Annotated in this window: 21 protein-coding genes; 14 read left to right on the forward strand and 7 right to left on the reverse strand. The window is 55.3% G+C overall.

Features of this window, described 5'->3' with window-relative positions; genetic code table 11:
* The first annotated feature begins 211 nt into the window (after positions 1 to 211).
* From AC0L3U_RS28835 to AC0L3U_RS28850, 4 genes are all read left to right on the forward strand, one after another.
* The gene (locus AC0L3U_RS28835) at positions 212 to 403 is read left to right on the forward strand and encodes a hypothetical protein (protein ID WP_456765805.1); all 192 of its coding nucleotides are present in this window, start codon (positions 212 to 214) and stop codon (positions 401 to 403) included.
* A gap of 3,555 nt (positions 404 to 3,958) precedes the next feature.
* Positions 3,959 to 4,270: a hypothetical protein gene (locus tag AC0L3U_RS28840; RefSeq protein ID WP_157234047.1), complete on the forward strand. Its 312-nt coding sequence runs from the start codon at positions 3,959 to 3,961 to the stop codon at positions 4,268 to 4,270.
* Positions 4,271 to 4,362: 92 nt separating this feature from the next.
* Positions 4,363 to 4,596, forward strand: coding sequence for an H-NS histone family protein (locus tag AC0L3U_RS28845; RefSeq protein WP_231171147.1), 234 nt, complete (start codon positions 4,363 to 4,365; stop codon positions 4,594 to 4,596).
* Between the two features lie 546 nt (positions 4,597 to 5,142).
* On the forward strand, positions 5,143 to 5,451 hold the full coding sequence (locus AC0L3U_RS28850; protein WP_231171074.1) for a DNA ligase-like domain-containing protein: 309 nt from the start codon (positions 5,143 to 5,145) through the stop codon (positions 5,449 to 5,451).
* Between the two features lie 37 nt (positions 5,452 to 5,488).
* Here the strand turns inward: AC0L3U_RS28850 and AC0L3U_RS28855 are convergent, their stop codons facing one another.
* Positions 5,489 to 6,523 carry a glycosyltransferase family 2 protein gene (locus AC0L3U_RS28855; RefSeq protein WP_473364090.1) on the reverse strand — a complete coding sequence of 345 codons (1,035 nt, stop codon included), beginning with the start codon at positions 6,521 to 6,523 and terminating at the stop codon, positions 5,489 to 5,491.
* A gap of 43 nt (positions 6,524 to 6,566) precedes the next feature.
* Between AC0L3U_RS28855 and AC0L3U_RS28860 the strand changes: the two genes are divergently transcribed.
* A complete protein-coding gene (locus AC0L3U_RS28860; protein WP_473364091.1) occupies positions 6,567 to 6,941 on the forward strand; it encodes a Hint domain-containing protein in 375 nt (124 codons plus the stop codon).
* A gap of 1,157 nt (positions 6,942 to 8,098) precedes the next feature.
* On the opposite strand, the gene AC0L3U_RS28865 is transcribed toward AC0L3U_RS28860, so the two are convergent.
* On the reverse strand, positions 8,099 to 8,317 hold the full coding sequence (locus tag AC0L3U_RS28865; protein WP_473364092.1) for a hypothetical protein: 219 nt from the start codon (positions 8,315 to 8,317) through the stop codon (positions 8,099 to 8,101).
* Between the two features lie 211 nt (positions 8,318 to 8,528).
* Between AC0L3U_RS28865 and AC0L3U_RS28870 the strand changes: the two genes are divergently transcribed.
* Both AC0L3U_RS28870 and AC0L3U_RS28875 read left to right on the forward strand, forming a co-directional pair.
* The gene (locus AC0L3U_RS28870; RefSeq protein WP_157234046.1) at positions 8,529 to 9,002 is read left to right on the forward strand and encodes a hypothetical protein; all 474 of its coding nucleotides are present in this window, start codon (positions 8,529 to 8,531) and stop codon (positions 9,000 to 9,002) included.
* Positions 9,003 to 9,091: 89 nt separating this feature from the next.
* Positions 9,092 to 10,513, forward strand: coding sequence for a Hint domain-containing protein (locus tag AC0L3U_RS28875; RefSeq protein WP_473364093.1), 1,422 nt, complete (start codon positions 9,092 to 9,094; stop codon positions 10,511 to 10,513).
* Between the two features lie 405 nt (positions 10,514 to 10,918).
* Here the strand turns inward: AC0L3U_RS28875 and AC0L3U_RS28880 are convergent, their stop codons facing one another.
* Positions 10,919 to 11,650 carry a hypothetical protein gene (locus AC0L3U_RS28880; protein ID WP_007606652.1) on the reverse strand — a complete coding sequence of 244 codons (732 nt, stop codon included), beginning with the start codon at positions 11,648 to 11,650 and terminating at the stop codon, positions 10,919 to 10,921.
* 993 nt (positions 11,651 to 12,643) lie between these two features.
* Here AC0L3U_RS28880 and AC0L3U_RS28885 point away from each other — a divergent pair.
* Entirely contained in the window at positions 12,644 to 13,096 is a 453-nt protein-coding gene (locus AC0L3U_RS28885) for a hypothetical protein (RefSeq protein ID WP_473364094.1), read from the forward strand.
* A 125-nt stretch (positions 13,097 to 13,221) separates the two neighbouring features.
* On the opposite strand, the gene AC0L3U_RS28890 is transcribed toward AC0L3U_RS28885, so the two are convergent.
* Positions 13,222 to 13,626 carry a hypothetical protein gene (locus tag AC0L3U_RS28890; protein ID WP_473364095.1) on the reverse strand — a complete coding sequence of 135 codons (405 nt, stop codon included), beginning with the start codon at positions 13,624 to 13,626 and terminating at the stop codon, positions 13,222 to 13,224.
* A gap of 450 nt (positions 13,627 to 14,076) precedes the next feature.
* Here AC0L3U_RS28890 and AC0L3U_RS28895 point away from each other — a divergent pair, with 450 nt between their 5' ends.
* Positions 14,077 to 14,541, forward strand: coding sequence for a hypothetical protein (locus tag AC0L3U_RS28895; protein ID WP_473364096.1), 465 nt, complete (start codon positions 14,077 to 14,079; stop codon positions 14,539 to 14,541).
* A gap of 258 nt (positions 14,542 to 14,799) precedes the next feature.
* Here AC0L3U_RS28895 and AC0L3U_RS28900 read toward each other — a convergent pair whose 3' ends face one another.
* The gene (locus tag AC0L3U_RS28900; RefSeq protein WP_473364097.1) at positions 14,800 to 15,054 is read right to left on the reverse strand and encodes a helix-turn-helix domain-containing protein; all 255 of its coding nucleotides are present in this window, start codon (positions 15,052 to 15,054) and stop codon (positions 14,800 to 14,802) included.
* 65 nt (positions 15,055 to 15,119) lie between these two features.
* Between AC0L3U_RS28900 and AC0L3U_RS28905 the strand changes: the two genes are divergently transcribed.
* Positions 15,120 to 15,944: a YqaJ viral recombinase family protein gene (locus tag AC0L3U_RS28905; protein WP_473364098.1), complete on the forward strand. Its 825-nt coding sequence runs from the start codon at positions 15,120 to 15,122 to the stop codon at positions 15,942 to 15,944.
* Entirely contained in the window at positions 15,928 to 17,055 is a 1,128-nt protein-coding gene (locus AC0L3U_RS28910) for an ERF family protein (protein WP_473364099.1), read from the forward strand. The genes AC0L3U_RS28905 and AC0L3U_RS28910 overlap by 17 nt, the downstream gene beginning before the upstream one ends.
* A 1,260-nt stretch (positions 17,056 to 18,315) precedes the next feature.
* Here the strand turns inward: AC0L3U_RS28910 and AC0L3U_RS28915 are convergent.
* Positions 18,316 to 18,816 carry a hypothetical protein gene (locus tag AC0L3U_RS28915; RefSeq protein WP_473364100.1) on the reverse strand — a complete coding sequence of 167 codons (501 nt, stop codon included), beginning with the start codon at positions 18,814 to 18,816 and terminating at the stop codon, positions 18,316 to 18,318.
* Positions 18,817 to 19,117: 301 nt separating this feature from the next.
* Between AC0L3U_RS28915 and AC0L3U_RS28920 the strand changes: the two genes are divergently transcribed.
* From AC0L3U_RS28920 to AC0L3U_RS28930, 3 genes are all read left to right on the forward strand, one after another.
* Positions 19,118 to 20,617 (forward strand): hypothetical protein, encoded by a 1,500-nt coding sequence (locus tag AC0L3U_RS28920; protein ID WP_473364101.1) that lies wholly within the window; start codon positions 19,118 to 19,120, stop codon positions 20,615 to 20,617.
* A 34-nt stretch (positions 20,618 to 20,651) separates the two neighbouring features.
* Positions 20,652 to 21,722, forward strand: a complete 1,071-nt coding sequence (locus AC0L3U_RS28925) for a glycosyltransferase (protein ID WP_473364102.1) — start codon at positions 20,652 to 20,654, stop codon at positions 21,720 to 21,722.
* A 349-nt stretch (positions 21,723 to 22,071) separates the two neighbouring features.
* Positions 22,072 to 22,845, forward strand: a complete 774-nt coding sequence (locus AC0L3U_RS28930; protein WP_473364103.1) for a glycoside hydrolase family 71/99 protein — start codon at positions 22,072 to 22,074, stop codon at positions 22,843 to 22,845.
* An 8-nt stretch (positions 22,846 to 22,853) separates the two neighbouring features.
* Here AC0L3U_RS28930 and AC0L3U_RS28935 read toward each other — a convergent pair whose 3' ends face one another.
* The gene (locus AC0L3U_RS28935) at positions 22,854 to 23,420 is read right to left on the reverse strand and encodes a hypothetical protein (RefSeq protein ID WP_473364104.1); all 567 of its coding nucleotides are present in this window, start codon (positions 23,418 to 23,420) and stop codon (positions 22,854 to 22,856) included.
* Between the last annotated feature and the right edge of the window lie 27 nt (positions 23,421 to 23,447).

Consider the following 23,447-nt stretch of genomic DNA (forward strand, 5'->3'; position numbering starts at 1 on the left):
ACATTAACCTTGCCTCATTGCTGTCTGACGAATTCCGATCTACGGACCCGTCCAGCAACAGAACGGGCATCGGGTGTGCTAGTAAGACAACGCAGTGCGGATTGCAGAGCAGCTTACGGTCGCCGAATTTTGTTTTCAGTTTCGAGAAATTCGTATAGAATTGAGGAGCTGCTTACGATTTTAATCGACTTCTATTTTTTGTGAGGCGCCAATGGATCTTTCCAACGAGCGTTTGCGACGCATTTCCGAGGAAAAGCAAAGACTGATCGATATTTTGCTGGAGGTAAAGCGGCTGCGGAAACTTGTTGCGGTAGCAGAGGCCGAAGCCCGAAACAGAGCTCGGCACGTGCGCAGGAAGAACATCAGGCTGGTCGCAGACGCGAACGTCACCGCTTCTCTTTAACCTCTTTCCCACTTGGCGCTCGCCGCTTGTGCCGCTGTATCGAGCTGGCTTGCGATCGCCCAGGCGTTTTGGGATCAAACGGACGAGATCTTACAAGCGAAGTGATCTCGAAAATCGACGGCCTCAGGCGGTCGATATACAGGCGCTGTCAGCGCGTTCTGATGGCGAATACGGTATCTACGGCGATACTCAAATAGCGGAGCCGCATCAGCTGGCGAACTTGGGAGCATCTTGGAAGCAGCGCTTTAAACGGCGGTGATCCGGCCACCATCTAACATCGGCCCTCTCGGCTCCTTGTCGGGCTTAATAGCCAGGTCCATGGCCCGCCGAACGATGCCCGGGTCGCGCTTCTCGGTGCCCTTGATCTGGCGAGCTTCGTGGATTTCCTTTGCAAGCCAAGTTCTAAGATGGGTCCTGATTTGGCGAGCTGCTATGGGGGACGCGGCAAGAACATGAGAACGACTTGTGCGGTCGCTGCACCGACGATGCCGCTTAGGATTTTCTGGGCAGCGCTGAAGAGGGCGGGATAACGATCAGGGCGAAGGATTTGCGACAGTTCGATTGCGAAAGCTCGCCGACAACGCGGATTTGGAACAAGGCATATTCAAGCGTTACGACTAAAACCGTCAGAGTTTTTGAGGCTGCCGATGTCCGATGAGGCGCTCCAACGGGAACTACAACATTGGAGCGAGACGTTTGTCGAAGGCGAACGGCGGCTTGCTTAAACGCCACTTCCTCAACGTAGCGCAAAACCAAACGGCGCGCGTCGCCGTTCTTGATTTTCTGAAAGCCATGATCAGGCGTAACATCTGGAGGTCTTCAATACTGCTTGTCACGGAATGATCTTTCGAAGAAAGCGACATTCTAGTAGGCTTCGGATTGCCCAGGCACCTGACCGTTCGTCAAATGGCTTATCGCCGTCTGCACCAGCCCCACCGATCCTCGCCCCGGCATCGCCGGGCCGGCGTCTTCTGACGGCGCCGTCACACGTGGGACAGCCGTCGCCCGATAGGCGTGGCCGCTCTCGCATCGTACGGCCGACTAAGGTTGGATGCTCTACGGGATTATCGTGGGACGAGTTAGATGAACAGGCTTCAACAATTCGTTGAGCAAGGCGCATCTGGCGAACGCACCGGCCGCACCGCCTACGCATTCAACCCTCGATTCTGCCTGAAGCGACCAAGGATCTAGATTGGCAGCCAGTGGCCGAGTTCAGCGCCGCGGACGAGATTTTAGGAGACCCCGACTTGAGGAAGGTCTTTGAGGCCGCGTTGAAGCACGGTTAGTCACGGGCAGGAGGCAGAGGGTAAGCCTGCTGACAGACGCTGTCGCCGCTCGGCCGGAGGGTCGTCGTCCAACGCCCCACCGGCCGTGCGATCGCCTCAGGCGCGAGGATTGACGACCGTATAACCTCGTAGAGAGCGCGCGTGGATTCTCGTCGCGCCTCCTCCCGAGTTGGCATCGTATGCCATCCATACGTCGCCGCTAACATGCTGCTCTAGGACAAACACGTGACCATGCCGCGCGGCAACCATTCCCGGAGCTGGCGTTGCGCGAGGAAATCGTAGCCAATTGGACGCGAGATTTAAGTCCGGCACGATGCGACCAAACACCTTGATGGATGCACCGCATCCGCAGAAGGCGCGAGGGCAGCCTGCCGGCCGGCTACCAACGACTTGCCCTCGGTCTACCGTGGCTTCAGCAAACGACATCCGAGCGCGTGCTAACCGAAGCGTCTGCGATCGTCGTGAATTGCTGAATTGATATGGTTGCGAAAACGAAAAGTCGCAGGGCATCGTGACGTTGCACTCAGGCGCTTTATCAAAATTTGGACGGCGCGCTTCTGAAGCGGTGGCCCCGACAATGACCAAGACAAACGCGACAAAAACTCGTCTTAACATATGCAGGACTCCTACGGGTTAATCCTGCCCCGAAGCTAAAAATGGCTTCGAGTTTGGCGGAAATTGGGCCTCAGACATCTAGCGTCGAGCGTCGATTTAAAACGAATTAAATCCTCATAAATGGAGCCGTCGCGCGTCCTCCAGCGTGGGAAGCAATTTGCCCGCAGGGGCCGCGCTGCTCCCTCGGTGTGCGACTGCACAATCAACGCCTAGTGCCTTGAGTCAAAGCGTTTCCTTCGTTCGCGCGCAACTCGGGGCCGGGTGCTGTTGGATGGTGCTGGGTCCAGGCGGAGCGAACGCTGCCCAATCGGCTGGTTTAAAAACTGGGAGACGTGGTTTAAATTTAGAGGATTTGAAGACGCGGATAAGCTGCAGTGCCCGCCGCTTGCAGGAGCCAATTGACGTCATGCGCCGCGACGAGAAGCTGGAACCGACCCATTCACGGATCACGTCTGCGCTTTGGCCAAACCGCGAAGCCTCTTTTCTGCTTTGCAAGCACCGCCCGCTCGTAGCGCTCGAGGCAGCGCAAGCTCTTTGCATCGACCTGTTCGAGCAAGGTCAATAGCGCAGTCAGCATGTCAAAGCGAATGTGATGGATCTTGGCGAGGCAATATCCGCGGTCGCCTTGATACCAAGAGCGGCGATGATCGACAAGCAGATGCGCTCAATTGACGAACCTTTGCTCGTCTCCCGTCGTGACAGTCCATGGCGCAGCGCGTTGGCCTGGAGCGGGCCTTACCGGACACCGATTGGGACCTGTGCTCCGTTTGGCATTTCTACGATGGGCTTCGATTTGTAAATTTGTGGCCATCTGTGCCTCACGCCCGCTTCAGCAGCTTTGCGAACAGTGCACGCCGCTTTAAGCGGTACTCTTTGCCTCTAGAAGGCGGGGTGACTAGGCACGATCATATTCCGAACATCGCGCACACTACACGGGCGCTACCGAACTTGCCGCCCTCACCTCGCAGCTTCATACTCATCCCTGGTATCGCGATGGTCTCGCCGCTGAGGCTACGCTTTTGGCGACTTAAAAGGAATGTCGCAAATTCTGCAAATCAACAACGGTTGTAAACGCTGCTGGACAAACAATCCTGTACCATACGCGCGCCGCTCTAACGGGCGCCTTTGAGCCTGCATGATGTCGAAGACGGCGTCATGACACCGTTCTCGCACTTAATGCACGCGTTGACGCATTGATCGAATTTCTTCTGATCAAACGTTGAATACAACTTGGCTGCGCACGCATTTGTCGCGCCTGTGACGTCGTCATCACCCGCACAAGCGGCGAGCGCTGTGGCACCCGCCAAGATCGCTTTCCGCACAGGATCCGTCTGCTCACAGGCGCAAAGCTTAGATATCCGCGACCGGCTTAAGAACTTGCAGCGCACGCAAGGCGACGGGCTTGATTGACTTGGCGCTGTCCCGCAAGAGGTCGCGGTTTTCGGGATGGCAGCAAATGCAACCGCAATTACGCCGTCCGACAGTGAATGCAAAACACGCAGTACGAGGAAAAGTCATCATGAAGCCGCTCCTTGCCAAAGGAGGCCCCCGCGAATCGTTCTAGCCGGTTCAGGCTCCCAAGTCGATCTCCGGGTAGTGACGCTTTCGGCGATGCCCCCACCATCCGGCGGGGACCCTCGTCTGTATTGTGCTCGTGGCCAACAACCAGCGTGGGTACGGCGTTAACTTCGAGGCCGCTTCAAGCGCCAACGTGGTTTTTGGGTTAACCAGTGGTGGCACCCTGTCACTCGGAGATGCCTTTCATTTCAACGGTACGATTTCAGGGTTCAACGATCTGGATGTTATCGAGTTGAACAACTTCGACGCCAATTCAGCCTCTATCAGTTACGTCCAAAATGCGACGACTGGCGGCACGTTAACAATCGAAAACGGAGCAGTCGTCCACCTGGCGACTACACCGCCGATTCTTTCAACCTTGTCTCCGATTTGCCGGGCCACGCGTTGATCGCGTACGCGCATCAAGGGATCATCTCATAAGCATTTTCATTACAAGATCTTTTCTGCACCGGGGAGGTAGCGATGAGGGACTATCAATCCATGTCGTTGGACGACCTTTTGCTTCATCATCACGAAATTAGCGAGACGATCCAACAACGAACCAATCTAAAATCTCACCTGACCAAGCCGCGGAAGGCATATCCACCTGTCCGTCCAAAATACCGAAACCCCAACAATCCGTCACAGACGTGGTGTGGACGCGGGAGTCAACCGCGATGGGTACACGACTTACTTGCGGCGGGAACAACACTCGAAGATATAAAACTCACATAGCCCACGATCCTGTCGGGCGTCGGTCTTCGATGCTGCCTTCTTCGAAGCTGCTGTTTGAGGCGGCTCATGATCGCGACTTGACTTGAGCACCAGCAGGTTCGGAGAGCTTCACGACCGCTTGCTGCTCGTACCCCCCTTTTGCCGGATCAGCAGGAGTTAGCTTTGCCAACCATATGCTCGCTACGACCGATGACGATCGACGGCAGAAGCGCCCGGATCTTGACAAGCACCTGAACTATCCTAGCCGAATCAAACGATCGAGTTCACGGTGCATAGCCTGACTCCAACCTGGTATCGACACACCAAAAGCTTGCCGGAGCCTTGACGTGTCCAGCCGCGAGTTGGCAGGCCTGATTGCCTTTGTTCGCGTCGTAAGCATGCGGCGTAGGCCGCCGGCTGGCCGGTTACCGGGCTAAACCTCGTCGGGCTTTTTCGGCCTTCGGCTTAACGATCGCCGCGAGCAACCGACCTCGACACCGTCACCACTGACCTGATGTCAGGCGAGTACAGCAACCCGGTCAGGGTCATCGCCTTCACCGCCGGGCGTTGGTCGAGGATGTCTCGGAAGACATCCTCGCGCTCTGCGGCAAGGAGTTGCGGCCGGTGCCGCTGAGCCTGCGCAAGACCAATCTGGCGCGTCTGCTGCGCGGCCGGCCGGACGGCATGTTCGTCGCGCCGTTCGAGGGCGCGGAGCTCGGGCCGGAGCTGTTCGGCGCTGCCTGCCGCATGGGCCCGGAGGGCCTAATCTCAAAACGACGCGACCGGCGCTATGGTGCCGGACGTTCGAAGGACTGGATCAAGGTAAAGACTCGGACGCACCCTGCGATGACGCGCGTGATGGACGCGCACAAATAAAAGCCCGATCCACTATCTCTGTGAGCGACCACCGCCCTCAGCGGTCGTGAAATCGTGGTTGGCCTGTTTCTCCTCGTATACCCGCTAATAGGCCTTTCGCGGCCGCCTGGAAGTTTCTGGGCGAGCGTGCGAACAAATACATCATCGCTTGGATGCATCCAAACAGACCCGCCAGCAACACGTATCGGGGCCAGTGCATCCGAACGAACGTTAGATTATTGCGGCTTTCGAGGTAAACTGAAAGGTAGGATCTTTCTGCTCGACGGCGGGCTGATCCGATGGTCGTCCCCCCTTTGTGCGGTACGATCGAATCAGGTGCATAACCAAGGCCGTGCTTCTTTGCTCGCTCTGACCAATCGGCGTCCTCGTAGAAGAGGAAGAACCGTTCATCCATGGGGCCGATGTCAAGGCAACGCCTCGTGACATACATCGATGCACCGGCGATGCAATCGAGATCAGCCTCTATCGACTTTAGGTCTACAGGAGCGTAGACGGGCTCGCCATGGCCAATCAACGCAAGATCAGCGAGAATCCTCCGCCATCGATGACCGCCGCGGCAATACACAGTCGCGCAGTGAACATCAGGCACGATAGTGCTGCCCACCATCCCCTTGTTGCCAGCCGAAGAGCGCTCAACCAGAGCCTTCAAAGCGGTCGGTTCGGGCTCTGAGTCCGGGTTGAGCACCCATATCCCGTCCCATTCCGGATTTGGCAACACGCGATGAATCCAGACGTTGGCGCCGCCGGCATAACCCAAATTTTGCGCTGCGCAGCCAACCCACACTCGTGTGTTGCGTCCCTTTAGCGCCAACGGGGCGATTTCGATCTGTCCCGAAGAAACGGCCGCCGGAGCGTCCGGGGGCGCATCCGCGCCTCTGGTGCATGGCCCTCCCGGCCCGATCAGTGTTTCGCACAGCAGAGCAAATGCCCCGTCTCCGCCGTTCTCGCAAATGAAAACGTCAAAGCGCGGTTCAACCGCTGAACGCGATAGTGCGGCGAGGCAAGCCCGTACGTCTTCAGGATTGCGGAAGCCGACGATGATGATCCCGATGCGGCATCGATCCAGGGCCATTTACCCCCACTCAAAAACTTAAACCAGAATTAACTGATGCAGTATGGCCGAATCCAAGGGGTGCAAAAAGAGCGTCTTTGCGTCTAGCTTCAGCCCCACCACACCGCCCACCGTCATCGGCCAGACAAAATGGCCACGGTCTGGCGAAGTCGCCGTCGAGAGTCTGAAACGCGGCGACATGGTGCTCTGCAGCGACGGGCAGATCATGCCTATCAGCTGGATTGGACGGCAGGCTGTGTCCACAGTATTCGGCGACAAGGAACGCGCTCTTCCGATCCGCGTCAAGGCCGGCGCTCTCGGTCCAAATATGCCGTGGCGTGACCTGCTCGTCTCACCAGATCACGCGTTACTTGTTGACGATGTTCTTATCCAAGCAGGCGCACTTGTGAATGGCCGCGTAAGCTGCTGCTCTCAGTGATATCCCGCAATCCGATTCATGTAAGCGCCGTCCTCAGGCCACCGCTTTGAAGTCGGGACGGCAATAGGACCACGCAAGCAGCTGATCGATGTCGCTGTTGGATGGCCGTTGACGATCCTGGTGCGGGGGCGGTCAGGTAGGCAGGCAGGCGGATCGACCTCATCCAGCTTACAGGTTTCGCCCAGAGAGGCGATGGTGGCCCGGTGTTCAGCGCCACGGAACCAGATCTAGGTAGCCGGCGGGCGTCAGCGCCCGCGGATGGATAGGGAGCAGCGCTACAGCCACTCGTGTTCGGCAGGTTCCGAAAACCTAAACCGGCGGGCGTTTAGCGCCCACCCGGGCGCCCGGCTGCCGTTGAGGAGCCGCGCCGGGCGGTCTGGGGCGTGTGAAAAGTGCCGCCCGGCGGGGCGTCGTCGACCCGCCCGGAGCGGGACTTGCCTGGAAGTTATATGAGTCGTCGAACTGAAGCACCGCTGTTGTCGTTCCTGCGTCTTTGTCCCCAATGTCCCATCGATGGTTCCCGGTCGCACCTTTGGCTCGCTCCATGCGTTCTGAAGAATCAAACTCAGCTAAGACTCCTCTTCGTGGATCTCATGTTACGGTCTCGGCCGCGCTTGGTCGGCAGTCTTTTTCCGGGCCCACTCTTTCGCGCTGGTGCTCGGCTAAGGGCCAGGGACTGCGGCAACGTGTGTGTTGCCGTGTTGCTTCGCAGTCAGTCGCCTCAGATAAAAGCCCTTGCCTTTGATCGATAGTGCAATCTCGACACTAACTTTTTTGATGCGCTTGTGACCCAGCTGGTCCAAGAACGGCATCAGCCAGCGTTCGAGTTCGTCTTCCCATCCTGACATGGTCACCCAAGTATCTCATTGGCCGCAAACAAGCTCGCAGCCCCGTGATGGAGCGGCCCCGCCACCATCGCTGAAAATAAGCTTCATCGTCTCCCCCCACTCCCTAAAGCGCAGAGAATCTGATTCGTGCCGGACGGGGAAGACTCGGCAGATGATGGCCGCGGCGCCGATCCTGCCTGCGACTTCTCGTCATTCTAGGAGCCGATTTGATAACGTCCTGCGCATCTTGAACGACATCGGATCAGACGAGATGTCAGCTACCCCTTGCTTTTTCTGACGTAGAGGTCCTGCCAGATTCCTTTGCCGCGCTTACTCTCTGCAAGCCAGTTGCAGCTCTATGAGCGCTATCCTTTGCAAGGCGGCGGCTTCGCGTTCACCTCCACTTGCGGTACGCAGGATAGATTCTGCAAGAAGATTGACATGAAGCGATTGCACAGGCTCCGGCAAGGTCGCTACTGCCGCCTTCAGAGCGGAGGTCATCACCTCAATCACATCGGGCGAAAAGGCCGCATTGGCAAAGTTCTGCATAAAATTGCTCTGCTCGCTCCAACCCGCTCTCTACAACGCCGGGAAAACCTGGCAGTTCCCTATGGGGCGTCACGCGAGTTGAAAGCACGGCATCGAGTATGTCCTCGCTTACGACATCGCAGAGCGGTGCCAGTCGAAGGTATGTGTTAGACACCAACGCGCCTTAACGCTCGGCGTAACGATGTTATCTTGACTTCTCGGGAACTTTGCAGTGTCACCAATCAAGTTTCTTGCTCTCCCACTTATCCTTCTGACTGTTCAAGAAGCATCCGCCGGCGATTGGGAGGTGTTTGGTCTTAAGGCACGCATGTCGGTAATGGATGCTGTTCCTATCATGGCCGGCGCTTGTGCCAGCAATATCGAAACACTCCAACCTCTGGCTCCTGTCGAAAATCTGGACAGGCGCATTTGTACGCGAGCAGACGGCTCATCGCTCGAAGTTTGGTTCCGATGCGGAAAGTTATTCGCAGCGTTCGTTCGTAAGAAGATCGAGGGCGGCAATGCCGCTACTGGAACCGTCTTGCAGGACTGCGGTAGGGAAACCAACATCGAAACTTTGGGTGAGCGTCGGATTAGTCTGAGCTGCGATGGAAATGGCTCGGTGACGATCGAATTTCCTCAGGTCGGGGAACGATTATCGCTGACTCGGAACTATTACGCTTTGTCGGGTCCTACTTGCCCTTGATGCAAGACATGCTATCCCACACCGCGCGCGGGTGGCGCACACTGGGCAATCGCTTGGTAGCAACTGTCCAGCAAGAGGGGCACGCTTAGATGACACAATACACTGAGTTTCCTGGTCCGCCGGGTTACAACGTCTTTCAACCGAACGGCATTAACGATTCAGGCGTGATCGTTGGCGTGGCCGGCAATCAAGGTCCCAGTCAGGGGTTTGTGTATCGCGATGGCATCTACACGCTGTTCAATGATCCATCGGCAGGAACTGGGGCTAATCAGTATACAGACCCGACAGCAATCAATGATCTCGGCGATATCACGGGGATCTATTTCGGCGGCGACGGTATTGGTCACGCATTTCTCTACAGCGGAAGCACGTTCGAAACACTGCCCAATCCTTCCGGTTACAGCGCCTTCCAACCGAATGGCATCAACAACGCAGGCGTCATTGTCGGCGTTGCAGGAAATCAAGCACCCAGCCAAGGTTTCATCTATAGCAACGGCGTATACACTGCGTTCAATGATCCTTCGGCGGGATCTGAACCCGGGCAATACACGCTACCTACCGCTGTCAACGACTCCGGCGATATCACGGGAATCTACACAGACGACAACGGCGTTGCTCACGCGTTCATCTACAGTGGGGGTGTCTTCACCACACTTTCCAATCCTCCGGGATTCGATGTCTTTCAGCCCAAGGGCATCAGCGATTCTGGCTTGATTGTAGGGGTGGCGGGCAATCAAGGACCCAGCCAAGGGTTTATATATAGTGATGGTGTCTACACGCCGTACAACGATCCGGCATCCGGTAGCGGTCCCGGTCAGTACACACTTCCCACTTCGGTTAGTGGTCGAGGAGAAATCTTAGAGACCTACACCGACGGCAACGGCATTACTCACCAGTCCGTTGCAACGCTGGAGTCTGAAATTCCTTGTTTCTGGCACGGCACGCTGATTTTGACTTCCGAGGGTGAGGTGCCGATCCAAAATCTTAAGGTCGGCGATGTGGTAGTCACGGTCGATGGGCGCGAATGCACCGTCAGATGGCTTGGCCGACGCACAGTATCCAAGCTGTTCGCCGAACCACTGCGAGCATTTCCTGTTCGGATCAAGGCCGGCGCGATTTCCGACAATGTCCCTTCCCGTGACCTTTTACTTTCGCCCGATCATGCCATTTTTATCAATGATGTGCTGTTACAGGCGGGCGCTCTTGTGAATGAAACATCCGTTTTGCGCGAAACGGACGTGCCGCACACGTTCACCTACTATCATATTGAGCTTGACGATCATTCTTTGATCTATGCTGAGAATACGCCGGCTGAGACGTTCATCGATAATGTGGGACGTCTCAGTTTCGATAACTGGATCGAACATAAAAATCTGCACCAACGTGCTGAACCAATTCTCGAAATGAAATATCCGAGGGCGAAAGCTCACCGCCAGGTGCCGCGTTCAATCCGAGATCAGTTGACTGAGCGCACTGCTGACTTTTCGGAAGGGGATGCTTCTACGGCTTAACGCTGCCCTGGGACGGCTGGGCAGGTTGATGTAGAAGTTGCATCATAGCATCGATCGGGCGACCGACTGAAACAATCCCGTCTGCCCTAGATAACGGACATTCAGCGGCACCGCGTCAACGGAAGTAATGGTCCGAAGCGCTATTAGCGCTGTCGGCGACTTACTTCCCGACGTTTTCGAGCCTGTGAATGTCCAATGGTTGCTTAGCGTCTGACGGCATGCACCAAGCTACTATTTTCACAGCATTAACATTGCTGGCTTTGAAAGTGTCCCAAATGCCCACACCAGCACTTTCACACGCCAACTTGTTGTCAAACTCCATGCTCGACGTGCTTTGCAACAAGAACGTCTTTCCATCGGGTGACACGAAGAATGCGAGAAGCAAAATGAACTTCATAGCGGGACCTAACGATTGAATTGAAGATTTCGTATCGTCTGCTCATTTTGCTGCCGATCCAGTCTTTCCTTAGCCTCCGGCGATACCCCTTGCGGCGCTGCAGGCGCCCCGGACGGAGTACGTCGCACGCGAGCTGGTGGCCTTATGCGGGGCTGCCCGTCTTCTCGGAATCTAATGAAGTTCTTTTCGGGAGATGCTTCCGAGACCTTCTGCTTTGTGAACGCTGGGAACTGGACGATGTTCGGAGCTGGCTTCGGGTCCTGCGTGAAGGTTATAGACAGCGTTTCATCGACTTCGTACCAACCACCGGCGTTTACAAAGTTTGTGCCTAGCGGGAAGTTGTACGTGAAATTGCCCGAGCCATCCAGGCGGACGACGATCTGTGCTGCAAAGGTTGGTTTATCGAAACTAACCGCTCCGGCCAACTCCGGCTGGTTTGTAGAATCAATGAGACGCTGCAGCCACTCCTGAATTCCAAAATCTTGGGCAAGCGCATGCGGAGTGGTCCTGGCATTATCACAATCGTAGTGGATCTTCTCGTTCAGAAGATCTCTGCCAGCCACGTAGTACGTAACCGCGCCGTTCTTCCAGGTCTTGATATCGATGCCTGCGCCGGGACTTGCGCCAACAGCAAACGTGTTGAAGTGATTGACCGCCGTGCCAGGAAATTTGGTGGTGCCGGTGAGACCGATGCGAGCGTTTAAATCCGTATCGACCTTCGGAGTCAGCTGGATCGACATGCTCCAATGCTGCGGAAAATCGGGCGGAAGTCGTGTGCCAGGGGGGACATGTTCGAAGGAATGCAGAGCGTCTCTTAGCTCACACGTTGCATGCAGAGTGATTGCCTTGATCGGCAGCGTAAGGTCAGGCGCCATCGCCGGCGTCGCTACGCAGCCAAACCCAAAAAGGCAGCTACCTAGAACGAAAACAGGTTTACCCCGCACCGGTTTTGCTCCCAAGACCCGCTGCTACCTTAAGGAGAGCATGAAAGCAGGTAAAGCTTTTTGTATTCGGGCCGATGACCGATGCTCTCGCAATTCGGAGATCAGCCCGGCAGCATTTTGCTGAAGAGCAGTCGTCCGCTGCGGGTAGTTCAACGGCGACCACCGAGAGCGGGAAAGTCCGATTAGTCACCTGAGCTGACATTGCCGTGCTTCCATCGCGCGATCTTTCACCACGAGAAAGGTTCGGATATTTCAAGCTGATAGCCGGGCTTCGGGTATTCGCTCCGGTATCACCGTTGCCCAGAGTGCAAGTTTAGAGGACGGCCGCTCCATTTATCACAATAGGACTCCATCATGGCACGCGCATCGATTAGTCTCGTTAATGTCACCAAGCCGACGGCCAATACTCCGGTCCTTCAGCGCCGCAACAAGTTTACGTCCAGCATCGATCAGCAGATTACCAAGATTGGGCTGTTCCGTGGAGGAAAGCTCCTCATTCGGCGCATCTGCGCCCGATAGAATGTCGAACGACAACCAATCACAAGAATTAAATGTGATTCTTCGGAATCAATCTGCCCGAAATTCGACGTCTAACCCGCGCGGTAGATACAGCCTGCTGTCCGGCCTCCTACTACTCTCGATGCCAGCATCTGCTCTCATAGCCGATCTGATATTTCGCTATCAGAGCTACGGCTGGGTCAATGCGATTGGTATGTTGATTGTCCCGCTCGCTATATTCTGCTGGATCTTCTCAACTATCAGAGCGATCCACCTGCTTGGGCGTAGCCCTTGACCGCGCAGTCGCCCTTGGTGGTGGCCGACGACACAGGCAATGCAGTCTGGCGCAAGTGCTTCACCAGAATAATCGCCAGATGTTCCGTAGCAGGGAACAATAGGCGGGTCACGGCGGTTCTCGCTCAGGAGCCTTCCATGAGCTTGAGACGGTCGATCGAGCGACTCGGACCTTATCCCTCGCTGTTTCTGCTGGCGCTTCCGACGGCGACGGTCGAACCTCTGAAGCTTGTCGCGGTGGCCGTGGCGGGAAAGGGCCACTGGATCGCCGGCACGGCGATGATCGTCGTCTGCTATGCGCTCAGCCTTCTGCTGGTCGAGCGGCTTTTCCAAATCGTCAAGCCGAAGCTTTTGATGATGCCGTGGTTCGCGAAACTCTGGGAGGCCTTTATTTCTGTACGGACGCGCGTATGGATGGCCCTAAGAGGGTGCGTTGGACTTTCGCCATGACCACCGATGCTATGGAAAGCAGCCAGGCCTGTCGGTGGGGAAGACTTGCCCGACCGCTACTGTGCAAAGGCTGGCCCACTTTGATGTCTGTTTCGTCAATCGGCCGGTCGATAGCATTTACTCGCCTAATGTTTGCTTCGTCTGTTCCTTTGAGGTTGCTGTGGACTGGTATTTGCCTCGGCATTCGACGAAGAGAGAGCATCTACCCGACCGCTGATCGAACCGAGCTGATCGGAGAGAAGTTTGCGTTCTCCTTGTTCTGCGGCAATCCGGCGTTGAAGCTGGCTCACTTGGTCGGCCAACGTCGTTTGACCGTTCTTAATGTCGTTCAAACTTTGTTGGAGGGCCGCTAGGGTGTGCTGCGTCTCGTCACCGTGCAGCACCTGATGGGGCGCATTCGCGGCTTCGAGCGCCTCAATCCTGTTGTTCATCCAAATAACGCTTGCGACGCCCGCGAACACCACGAGAGCAACGATCACCCACGGAAGTGCCGATTGACGCACGCGGGCCGGAGCTTGGGAGTCTTCCATTCTGACCTCGATTAGGAACGAGCGAACCTAACGCTTGGATCGAAGGTTTGTTGCCAGTCCCCTTTTGCTGCCAGCATAGGAATGTGCATCTGCAAGATCTGGCGGACTAGCGAGGCAGCACCGAGGGAGAGACCTCAATGACGCGCCCCTGAACTGAGGAAAACTTTCGGTTTTAAGGAACAACAGGGCCCATCCAGCATCGCCAAGCCGTTCCGAGCCGCCCCCTGGTCGGAGCAACAATGCGGCCCTCGCCTTCCCCCAGAGCGGGGGCCGTGCCACTGCAATTTAGGCAAGGCCGTCCCTAGAAAATAAGAGGGGACCGACCATCTCTTATGCCAGCTCACTAGCCACAATTCCACAAGAGCTGTTTTCGATTCGAGCATAACGATGCCAGGTTCAGCTCTCGATACTGATGAGACAATACTCGACTGCGCGAGGCAATACGCGTGCTTGGTCGCGGCATTCCCTTTCGCGCATCGCGAGTGCAAGCAAGGCTTCCTCGATCAGATGGATCACTTCCTCGCACGCGGCAGCGAATTTCATCGGGTGGTTAGAAGAAGAAGGCAGTGGCGACTCTCTGGTGACATTCTGAGTTCGGTCGTCGGTCGAGCCGAAATCAAGCGGACAATCAGCACGTCTGAGGCCGAAGCCATACAACACTATTACGCGACGCCATCCGTCTCTCATTTGGCTACGCTTTCAGGCGAAGAACTATCCGGATTAGCTGACCTCATGGAGGGATGGGCTCAGGATAAACGCCTCGATTGCCGCTCAACGATTGAGCTACTCGGTTGGTCCGATGGCATGCGGAGTTTGGTCGACGTGGTCGGCGACAACTATATGCCTCCGCCATTGCCCGCGGGCACGAAGCCTTCGCTGTTCAAGTTTCTTGCGAGCAAGATGCATAGACGATGACTCGAGCAGGGCTTCTGATCTCTGGCGAACTTCCTGCTCACGTTCCAAACCTGCTAGACCGAAGGTCTGGTTCAACTCAATCAGATTGAGTAGCGCATCTTCAATCGATCGGAGATGCGGGGAAGAGAAGCCAGGAAGCGAAGCCTCGCCTAAAGTAGCGGTCGGACGAAAGGCTCGGCTCTTTAGCCGTGGGCGAGCCGCCATGGTTTGCAACGTAGGTCTAGCTCCGGGGAGCGATTTCCCACAGTCTCCGGATGCCTATTTAATCGGCTTGCGCAGTCTTACGCCTGGGCCACCTCCATTCTCGTGGATAAACTCGACCCCCGCCAAGCTTAGCGCGCTTAGAATCTTGGAAGAAGTATCGGCGCGCCCCCCGAGAAAATGGTCTGAAGCTTCCAATCTCTTGATCGTCGGAATCGAAACACGCGCTGACGCCGCCAAATCTTCTTGAGACCAACCGAGCAAGGCGCGCGCGGCTTTCACCTGCCGAATCGATACTTTTAGTATTGACATTCCACCTCGATTGACTAGATACTTTTAGTATCAATTACGAATTGAGCTTTCAGGAGGATACAGAGATGCAATTTTTTGCCAACCCGCGGGACGATCGGCGCACTTTCATCGGGGGGTCAGACGCCCGGACCATCATGGGAGAGGATCAGGACAAGCTCGTCAGGCTTTGGCGCGAAAAGCGGGGCGAGATCGAGCCGCAAGACCTCAGCCAGGAGCTCATCGTCCAACTGGGGACCATCACCGAAGACCTCAACCGCACCTGGTACGAGCGCAACTCACAGCAAACCGTGCGTGACGTCCAGCGCCACGTGCGGCATTCCGTTCATAAGTGGGTGGGAGCCACCCTGGACGGACGCGTCGAGCAAACGGGAGCGGTATTTGAGGCCAAATTCATGCTGCCGTGGAATTTCTCCGAAGAGGCGGCAGCCGAAAAGCATATGGCACAACTGCAGCACAACATGTGGGTCGTGGCGGCGCGCTCCGCGGTGCTCTCGATCATCACCGGCGGCGGGAAGTGGGTCGAAATCACAGTCAATGCCGATCCGCTCTACCAACACCTGCTGCTGACCGCTGAGAAGCGGTTCTGGCGCTGCGTGCAAACGGGCGAACCACCCGTCTTGTTCGGCATCGAGGCGCCCCGACCCCGCCTTGAGGCGGTGAAGGTTGTCGATATGTGCGGTTCAAACTCGTGGGCTGATCTGGCCGCAACTTACCTGCGAACCCGAACGGCCCATGACGAGCATGAACTTGCAAAGGGAGAGCTCAAAAAGCTTGTCCCGGAGGACGCCAAGGAGGCAATCGGGCACGGCATTAGAGCCAAACGGTCGAAGTCCGGCGCTATCAGCTTTGATGCCATGCAGACGGAGGTCGGCCATGCATCAGTCCAGTGAACGCATTGGCACCATCGCGGCAGCGTTGGCTCGCGCTCAGGCCCAGCTTACCAATCCAGAAAAAAGTCTCACCGCCGTCATTCAATCACCTTTCCCACGGGAATCGTATCGGACGTTCCGGTACGCCTCGCTCGCGAGCGGATTGGATATCGTCCGCAAGACCCTCAGCCAGCAGGAGATCGCAACAATTCAGACCACGCGCATCGAAGCTGATACTGGTCAGATCCGCCTGACGACCATGCTCGCGCATTCCTCCGGCGAGTGGATATCGTCGGACTGGCCAGTCTGCGCGGGCAAGGAGACGGACGCGCCCCACCGAATGGGCGCGGCGCTTACATATGCTCGACGATATGCCCTTTTTACCCTCGTCGGCATCGCTGGCGAGGACGATCTGGACGCGCCAGACCTGGTCGTTCCTGCTCCGACGGCTCCTCTGCCACAAGCTCCTCATGGATCAAAAGGTAAACCCACAAATACTAAGTTGAGCCGCGCGCCGACGCTGGATTCGCACCAATCAGCCGAGTTGCGGACGCGCATGCTCGGCGAACTTAAACGCCTAGTACTGAGCGAGGACCTGCTTGCTTGGGCCAAGATCAACTTACCGATCAAAAACACTCTTCAAGCGGCGGACGCAACTGCCGTCGAGGCCGCCTATCAGTCGCGGCTTGAGGCGTTGGCCTCTCCCGAAGCAAGCGCCAGCAACCAGGATTCGTCAGCAGCAGATCAACTTCGTCCGCTGCAGTTCATCGCAAAAGCGGACGTAGACAGCGAAGTGGCTGAAGTGGAGGCGCGGCACCCCGCTCCCACCCTCGCCTTCCCGAAAGAGCCCCCGCGCAAGCGGAGCAAAGCACACCTCTTATTTGTTCGAGGGCAACCCTGCTTGATCTGCAAGCAGTCACCATCGGATCCGCATCATCTGAGGTTCGCCCAGCCACGAGCCCTCGGGCGAAAGGTAAGTGACGAGTTTACTGTACCGCTCTGCCGGTCCCACCACCGCGAGCTGCACCGACATGGTAACGAGAGAACTTGGTGGACTGACGTGCAGATATCACCGCTTCCTGTCGCAAGGCAATTATGGGAATCTAGCTCCGTCCACGGATCGCACGAGTAAATTTTTGCGAGGAGGACAAGGTTCGGTGGACAGCAACCTCATCAAAGTGAGGCGGAGCATCCTGTCATCGTTCACGCCCTCGACATGGGCACGGCAGCCATGAACCGCGGCGATACCGGTCTGGTCTGGCTTCGACCGGCCCAGGTCTTCTGACCCGCGCATTTGCGCTGGAGTGGGCAAGTGGACGCCCTGGTGGAGTACTTCGGTGAACTCAGGTGCTCGATCTCGGCCATCTCCAGCGTGTGATCGGCATCCACTGCCGCGTGCGATACAAGTCGACTGACCGGCATTGGAGCCCTACCGCCTTCTAGCGTGACCGCCGAAAGAGCAAGTCGAGCTGATGATGCCGGCGCCGAACCGCTGTCGAGCAACCATCGGAGCGCGCTTGAGGACGGAAACCTCGCCCTCCCAAGCCCCTATCCTCAACGGTCCTGAACGAAATAAATTGGACACCGTCTCACAGCTTGCAGCACTGATTAGGCAGCGTAAGCGCACAAATCTTCTAGATCGGTTGAGCCGTTATCGATCCATTCTAAGCGCATTACTCCCTCATTGCTCTTGAGCCGATAGCGGGTCGCAAATCTCGGCCGCTCATGCGGTCCAGATTCTGGCGAATGGCGGAACTAGCAGAGTCGGGCTTCAGCGGCAGAGTCTGAGCCATTCAATCACGGTGACGCGTCCATGATCGTACAGTCCGCTACGCCTCGCGAGGTCTTCTAAATCCAAAAGTGCTTCGTCAATTCTTCGTTGACAATGATATCTCTGCTGTGAACAATTTTTTCCGAACCATAGAATGCTTTTATCGCTTCATAGTCGTCATCACCATTCAAAGCTTCCTTGACCGTATGGAAGTACATTGGCTCATCTTAAAGTTGGGATCGATTGCGATGCTGTCACACGGCATCATTGATAGCGAACGGCCACTTTGCGTGCCAATCTCAAGGTATCGTTGGGCGCCCAACTGAGTGGCCACGCTTTGCATGAATTCTTTGTATTCGCCCCCAGCGTGACGGACCAATTCCTCGCCCAATTTACACTATCGATATACATGATGGTTCAACGTCTCCTTCATTGAAGAAATTATGTGCCCCTTGGCTTACCATCAATCAATACTTGATCTCGGAAGCAACGCCAGCTACTCTTTCATAAGCCGGCATACGTCCAGCGATCGACGGCTTCGCAGCTAGCGTTGCCAGTTGGACAGAGCCTGATCGCGCGGTCGCGAATGCCGTATGTAGATACGAGCCGCGCCAGAAGGATTTAACTGGAGCGGCGAAACGACCCAATTGTAGAGCCGGAGGTCGTTACGACATCTATTTTATTCGCAGACGCGAAGATACTAGGATTTGGCCTGAATTCAAATCCATGATTGCCGCTGCCGATACTTCCGCGACTTCCAATATGCAGATCGGCCCTGTACGCATCGGCGACTACTTCGCCCACGGGTTCTCCATCAAACAATATCCGGACCATCACCCGCACTTCTGGATGCCGGATGTATTGCGCCCAGCCTCCGATGAGGACGGGACGGCAACTGTCGAGGGCGCCGTGAATTTTTTCGCCATCAAGAATTTCGTCGATGCCGCTATTGATGGCTGCGATGTCAGCTCTGCATTGATCGTGGACTAAGCCGAAATCAAAACCATCGACCTTCTTTTTGAGAATCTCAAGGCGATGCGCTCTCATCTCGGCCAGCGCCTCTATATTACTCAATTTGACGTAAGATCGCACAACGGATCGTATTCCAGCTTCGTCAGCCACGGCCCACCCCAGAGCGTTCCCTAGGGTCTTCTTATCTTGCCGCTCCTCCCTTTGGCAAATGCCTGAGCCTTCAGTGCTTGCTCGTTGGCTTGGCTCAATAATGGTGCGCCGGCGTCCAGACCGAAATGCATACCTTCAGATGGTAAAGCGACCGCGCCCGCCCAAATGCCTACTCTTAACGACTTGATGTACGCAGGACGCAAACTGATAGAATTAGGTCTAGGAACGCTCGAAAGGGGGCGAAATCCGCTGACGAACAGGGCATATACTAGAGCCCATACACAAACGAACAATCAATACAATGACCGAATATATCCGATATACAACCGATGCATCATTTCTAGCTGGAACGCTCTTTTCCCGGGCCAGCATAGATCAAATCCTGTTGGGGCGCTCTCCCCGGCAGGACGAAGTTTTTTGCCCCATTGCGGGCACCCCTGAGATGCCCCGTTGGTTCATTCCTCGGGAGCAGCACGCATGCAATCTCGTGTTTGATGCGATCGCCGCACGAGTACTAACGGTGCCAGACCCCTGGACTGGCGATCCAGTGCAAGCGACAGCGTGTCTTACGGCGCGAGTGCCGGACGGTCTCCCTTTCGAGACGCTACCGCTTTACTACAAATTTGTCACTGCCGACGGCCGCAGTTTCTGGCTGATCAATTTCTCAACCAAACCTCGCTTCACCCAAATTTACTTTCCAACCGAAGAGCTGACTATCTTTGACATCGATCACGGGCAAGCAGCCGCCCTCACCAAGCTTCTCAAAGATCTCTTAGCAGCCGCACCATCTCCACAGCACATCAATCAAAGAGTAATTGGCGTCGTCGATCAGCTCGACAACTTCGGCCATCAGATGATCAATCACCTAAGCGGGCTTCAACGCCTAATTGATGAAGGGTTGGTTCGACAGCTGGATGAGATTTGGCTGATTGGCCCGGAGTATTTCGGCCCTGTCGAGAGTATCTTTCCGGAGCTCGCTGGCAAGGTTATTCGACGGGCTCGCTGGGACGTCGCACCAATCCTGGACTCAAACAACGCATTGCTTTTAAGGTTAGGATCAAACGTTTTCACTACCAGGCTCAAAGATCGAATCTTGACCATCGCGCGCGCGCGCCATCGCTCATTCGTCCAACCATCCGCATCACCGATATTGGCCGTGACGGTTCGTGCCGGAGCCCGGTCATGTCTAAATCTAGGTAAAACGGTTTCAAGACTTGTCCAATCTCTACTGACAGAATTTCCAAATCTGGGAATTGTCCTAGACGGCTTCGTGCTTGCCGAAAGCTCAGTGATAGCCAATTCCGCAATAGCGACGATTATCGACGGCAGCTCAGAGAAATTGATTAGACGCGAGCAGGCGATCGCGAAGGAGATCGCGGCAACTATTCCGAAATCGGTTTTGGTAGCCAATTTGATTGGATGCACAATGATGGAATCGTTGAATGCGATTCAGATGATTGATGGGTATTTTTCCCATGTTGGGACGCTACAACACAAGCTCGGCTTCTTTACAGAGGCTGCAGGCGTGGTGCATGGACCGCGGCAGCAGCTGGAAGAACCAGACGGCGGGTCATTCCAGGTAAACTTTGGTCGCCCACCGACATTCTTGTCGAAGGACGCTATTGTCGATCAATTTGGTTCAATTGACCGAGCATCGAGACACGCCGATTATGAAATCTTTGACTTTGATGACGTTCTCAATACCGTAAGGAACGCTCTGAGGTCGGGGACCGGTCGCAGGAGCCACGGGGATAACAGCTACCACGACTCTCCGATACCGCCGCCGACTTTGACGACTTGACTGGCTCTGATATCAACGTAGCGAGGAATCTTCTATGTTGCGCGAAGACGGCGATGCGGATTTCGATTCAATCCGCAAAACTCTACTAAGTGTAGAAGGCCAAGTTGACCTCTTGCTCAAGGAGAGCACCCCGGAGAATCATGAGCGATTCTTTGAGGGTTTCTGCATCTCTAACGCGCACAGACGTAGTTTCGTTGAAGAGTCCCCGGCATCCGTAAAGGCTAACCTGTCCGGCGGACAAATAACCCCAAGCCGAGTACCCAAGATAATTCACAGAATCTGGCTCACGAATCCAGAAAGGCCAGCCTTCCCGCCGGAAGAGTATCTAAAGCGAATTGCCAACCAATGCAGCCGACTTGGAAATAGCTACCGCTATTTGTTTTGGCATAACTCAACCCCAGCAGCGTCCAAGCTAAGCGAATATTTCCAAAGCGCACCTTTAGTTTTCTGCGATATATCCTCACTAAGTGACAAACTACTTGTAGGCCGCATTGAATTAGCCATCGCACATCAGAAGTATGTACTTGCTGGAGATATCAGCAAATATTTGGTCTTACGTGAAATCGGAGGCATTTACGCCGATCTAGGTGTCGACTTCGGACGCGCCTTGCTCGACCTTGTCCAATTTAGCGACATTTCCCTTTTCTTAGACGCGGGCCTATTTTTTCAACCGGCATTTATGGCGACCGCCGCCAACGCTCATCCATTCCGCGCTTGGTGCTCCCTGTTGTCTCAACCAGAAGCGATAAGCGCAATTGGACTACGATCAGCCTCTCGATTTACGGCCGGCAATGAAATTTGGGTCCATGGAGGAGTTGGCTTTACCGCCGCGTTGATGCTATTTTATGATTTGTCTTACAGTTTATTAGCGGTGCCTCCAAATAGAGGTCTTCTGCACCATGAATCACAGGGCTCTTGGTATCGCCCCGGTAACCGATACGGAAACATCACACTTGCATCCGCGCCGATAACTCATCTGAATCTAGACCTTCATATGAAATACGTGCAAGAAAACCGCAACGACACACCGCAGCTGCTCGTTGGTCCGAGCAAAGTTAGATCGCATCTGTCGCAGCACCTAAATGGACTATACTGGCTAAGCTAGACCACTCATAGGGTGAAGATGGCCCCTCATGTCGGCGCGCGCTAGACGAACTCGTCTCATTGCCTTGTTGCTGGTGGTTGGATCAACTCCAACCCTAGCTACGGAAGTAATTCCCTGCGCTATCAGATGGGACGCCTGGTATAACCCCACGTCGAGCTCGTTAACGGCTCAAAGGCAACTGTCCCCGGTCGAATGGCAAGATCGGGCACCAAGACACTGTGTTGTCAGCTCGCCAAGCAGCATAAGTTGCAACGGCAGTCAAAAAGTAATCGATGACGAAGTTCGCAGCTCTGCAGATATTGGTGGCCTAAAGTGCTGGGCATTTGACAAATACGCTGAGCAAAGCAGCTTGACGAGCGCGTGGAAGCTCTTCCAAAGCAGCGCGATTAAAGACAAGGTGAATTGGACTTGGATAACTGGGCTCGCACTCTTCGGCTCTCAATCTCAGCGACAAAAGTCCATAGCGGCCCTCGCCGAGAACATGCGACAAACTAACTACCAGAAAGTGGATGTCAAAGAAACGAACCGACCGGTTCTTTTCATCTTATGGTTTGAGCCGGAGTTCAAAGCTACATTTGATGGCAACTTTGAGAACGTTAAGCAGATGCTCGATGACTTGGAGATCGAGCTTCGGTCAAGCAAGATTGGTCGTCCCTATATTGTAATATTGGGAGGAAGACCTGAAAGAGTAGCTGAGATTGCCAAAGGCGTCGGCGCAGATGCAATTGGAACCTACAATATTCCTCTCAGGCCGACCGAGCATGGCTCATTTGAGTCCCTCAGCCAGCAAACTCGATCGTTTTGGTTGCGTCTTGCTGCGATGCGAATGCCCATCGTTCCAACCATCATGAGTGGATTCGATCAGCGACCAGTTACGTCGGGCGCCACCGCGGCAGACGGTTCGCGGGTCATCTACAACGTCGCAACCGATGAGCAATTGTCTCAGGAAGTGAAGGATGCAGTCCAATTCATTGGGCGTGCCGATACTGCTCCATCAAAGCTGCTGCTCATCTACTCGTGGAATGAAAACTCGGAGGGTGGCGGGGCGCTAAATGAGACTCTTGGAGACCCGACCGGAAATCGACTACGAGCATTCAATCGGGGATTGCAAGCAGGTAACTAATTAGCACTCTAGGCTGGATCTGACCCGAACTGAGCGAGAAGAGAAAGAGCCCGATGGCGATCAAAGCGATCAGATTTCAGAAAGAAGCTCAATCGACGAGCCTTGGCTATCTCGTGGAAAAACTCCAACAGTACATGATAGTGTGGTCTATCACTAAAATCGTGTACTCCAATTATCGCACCCGGGACCGAGCGAAGAAGGCACTGGATTGCGCACGCAACTCGAAATCTTCCATCTATAAAGAAAAGATCAGACGTCTCAATTCGCGAACGGCTCCAAATCAGTTCATGATACGTCGGCCATCGATCTTTGAACTCGTCGTCTTTCGGAAAACCCCACTCTTTCGTCGGACCGATATCCGCAAAGACCAACTCAGGATGCGTTTCGCATCCGCGCGTTTCATGGGCGACGCGGTCCAGCCAGTCCTTGGATGAGTCTATGGAAACGATCCACTGCTTCTTGCTGGAAGCCGCGAGGAAAGTACTGCCACCTGTGCCAAACTCTACATACCTTTGAGAGCATCTTGCGAAGCTTTCAAATAGGATGCGCTCATCTCGCTCCATGGCGACATCCATGGTCAACTCCTAGAGGCCACGTCGGCC

This window comes from Bradyrhizobium sp. Kon69 (assembly GCF_055807515.1).

Coding starts and splice junctions, on each gene's coding strand:
- AC0L3U_RS28835 (WP_456765805.1), top strand. CDS start 212: ATGGATCTTTCCAACGAGCGTTTGCGACGCATTTCCGAGGAAAAGCAA.
- AC0L3U_RS28845 (WP_231171147.1), top strand. CDS start 4,363: ATGTCGTTGGACGACCTTTTGCTTCATCATCACGAAATTAGCGAGACG.
- AC0L3U_RS28855 (WP_473364090.1), bottom strand. CDS start 6,523: ATGGCCCTGGATCGATGCCGCATCGGGATCATCATCGTCGGCTTCCGC.
- AC0L3U_RS28860 (WP_473364091.1), top strand. CDS start 6,567: ATGGCCGAATCCAAGGGGTGCAAAAAGAGCGTCTTTGCGTCTAGCTTC.
- AC0L3U_RS28865 (WP_473364092.1), bottom strand. CDS start 8,317: ATGCAGAACTTTGCCAATGCGGCCTTTTCGCCCGATGTGATTGAGGTG.
- AC0L3U_RS28875 (WP_473364093.1), top strand. CDS start 9,092: ATGACACAATACACTGAGTTTCCTGGTCCGCCGGGTTACAACGTCTTT.
- AC0L3U_RS28880 (WP_007606652.1), bottom strand. CDS start 11,650: ATGTCGATCCAGCTGACTCCGAAGGTCGATACGGATTTAAACGCTCGC.
- AC0L3U_RS28890 (WP_473364095.1), bottom strand. CDS start 13,626: ATGGAAGACTCCCAAGCTCCGGCCCGCGTGCGTCAATCGGCACTTCCG.
- AC0L3U_RS28900 (WP_473364097.1), bottom strand. CDS start 15,054: ATGTCAATACTAAAAGTATCGATTCGGCAGGTGAAAGCCGCGCGCGCC.
- AC0L3U_RS28905 (WP_473364098.1), top strand. CDS start 15,120: ATGCAATTTTTTGCCAACCCGCGGGACGATCGGCGCACTTTCATCGGG.
- AC0L3U_RS28910 (WP_473364099.1), top strand. CDS start 15,928: ATGCATCAGTCCAGTGAACGCATTGGCACCATCGCGGCAGCGTTGGCT.
- AC0L3U_RS28920 (WP_473364101.1), top strand. CDS start 19,118: ATGACCGAATATATCCGATATACAACCGATGCATCATTTCTAGCTGGA.
- AC0L3U_RS28925 (WP_473364102.1), top strand. CDS start 20,652: ATGTTGCGCGAAGACGGCGATGCGGATTTCGATTCAATCCGCAAAACT.
- AC0L3U_RS28935 (WP_473364104.1), bottom strand. CDS start 23,420: ATGGATGTCGCCATGGAGCGAGATGAGCGCATCCTATTTGAAAGCTTC.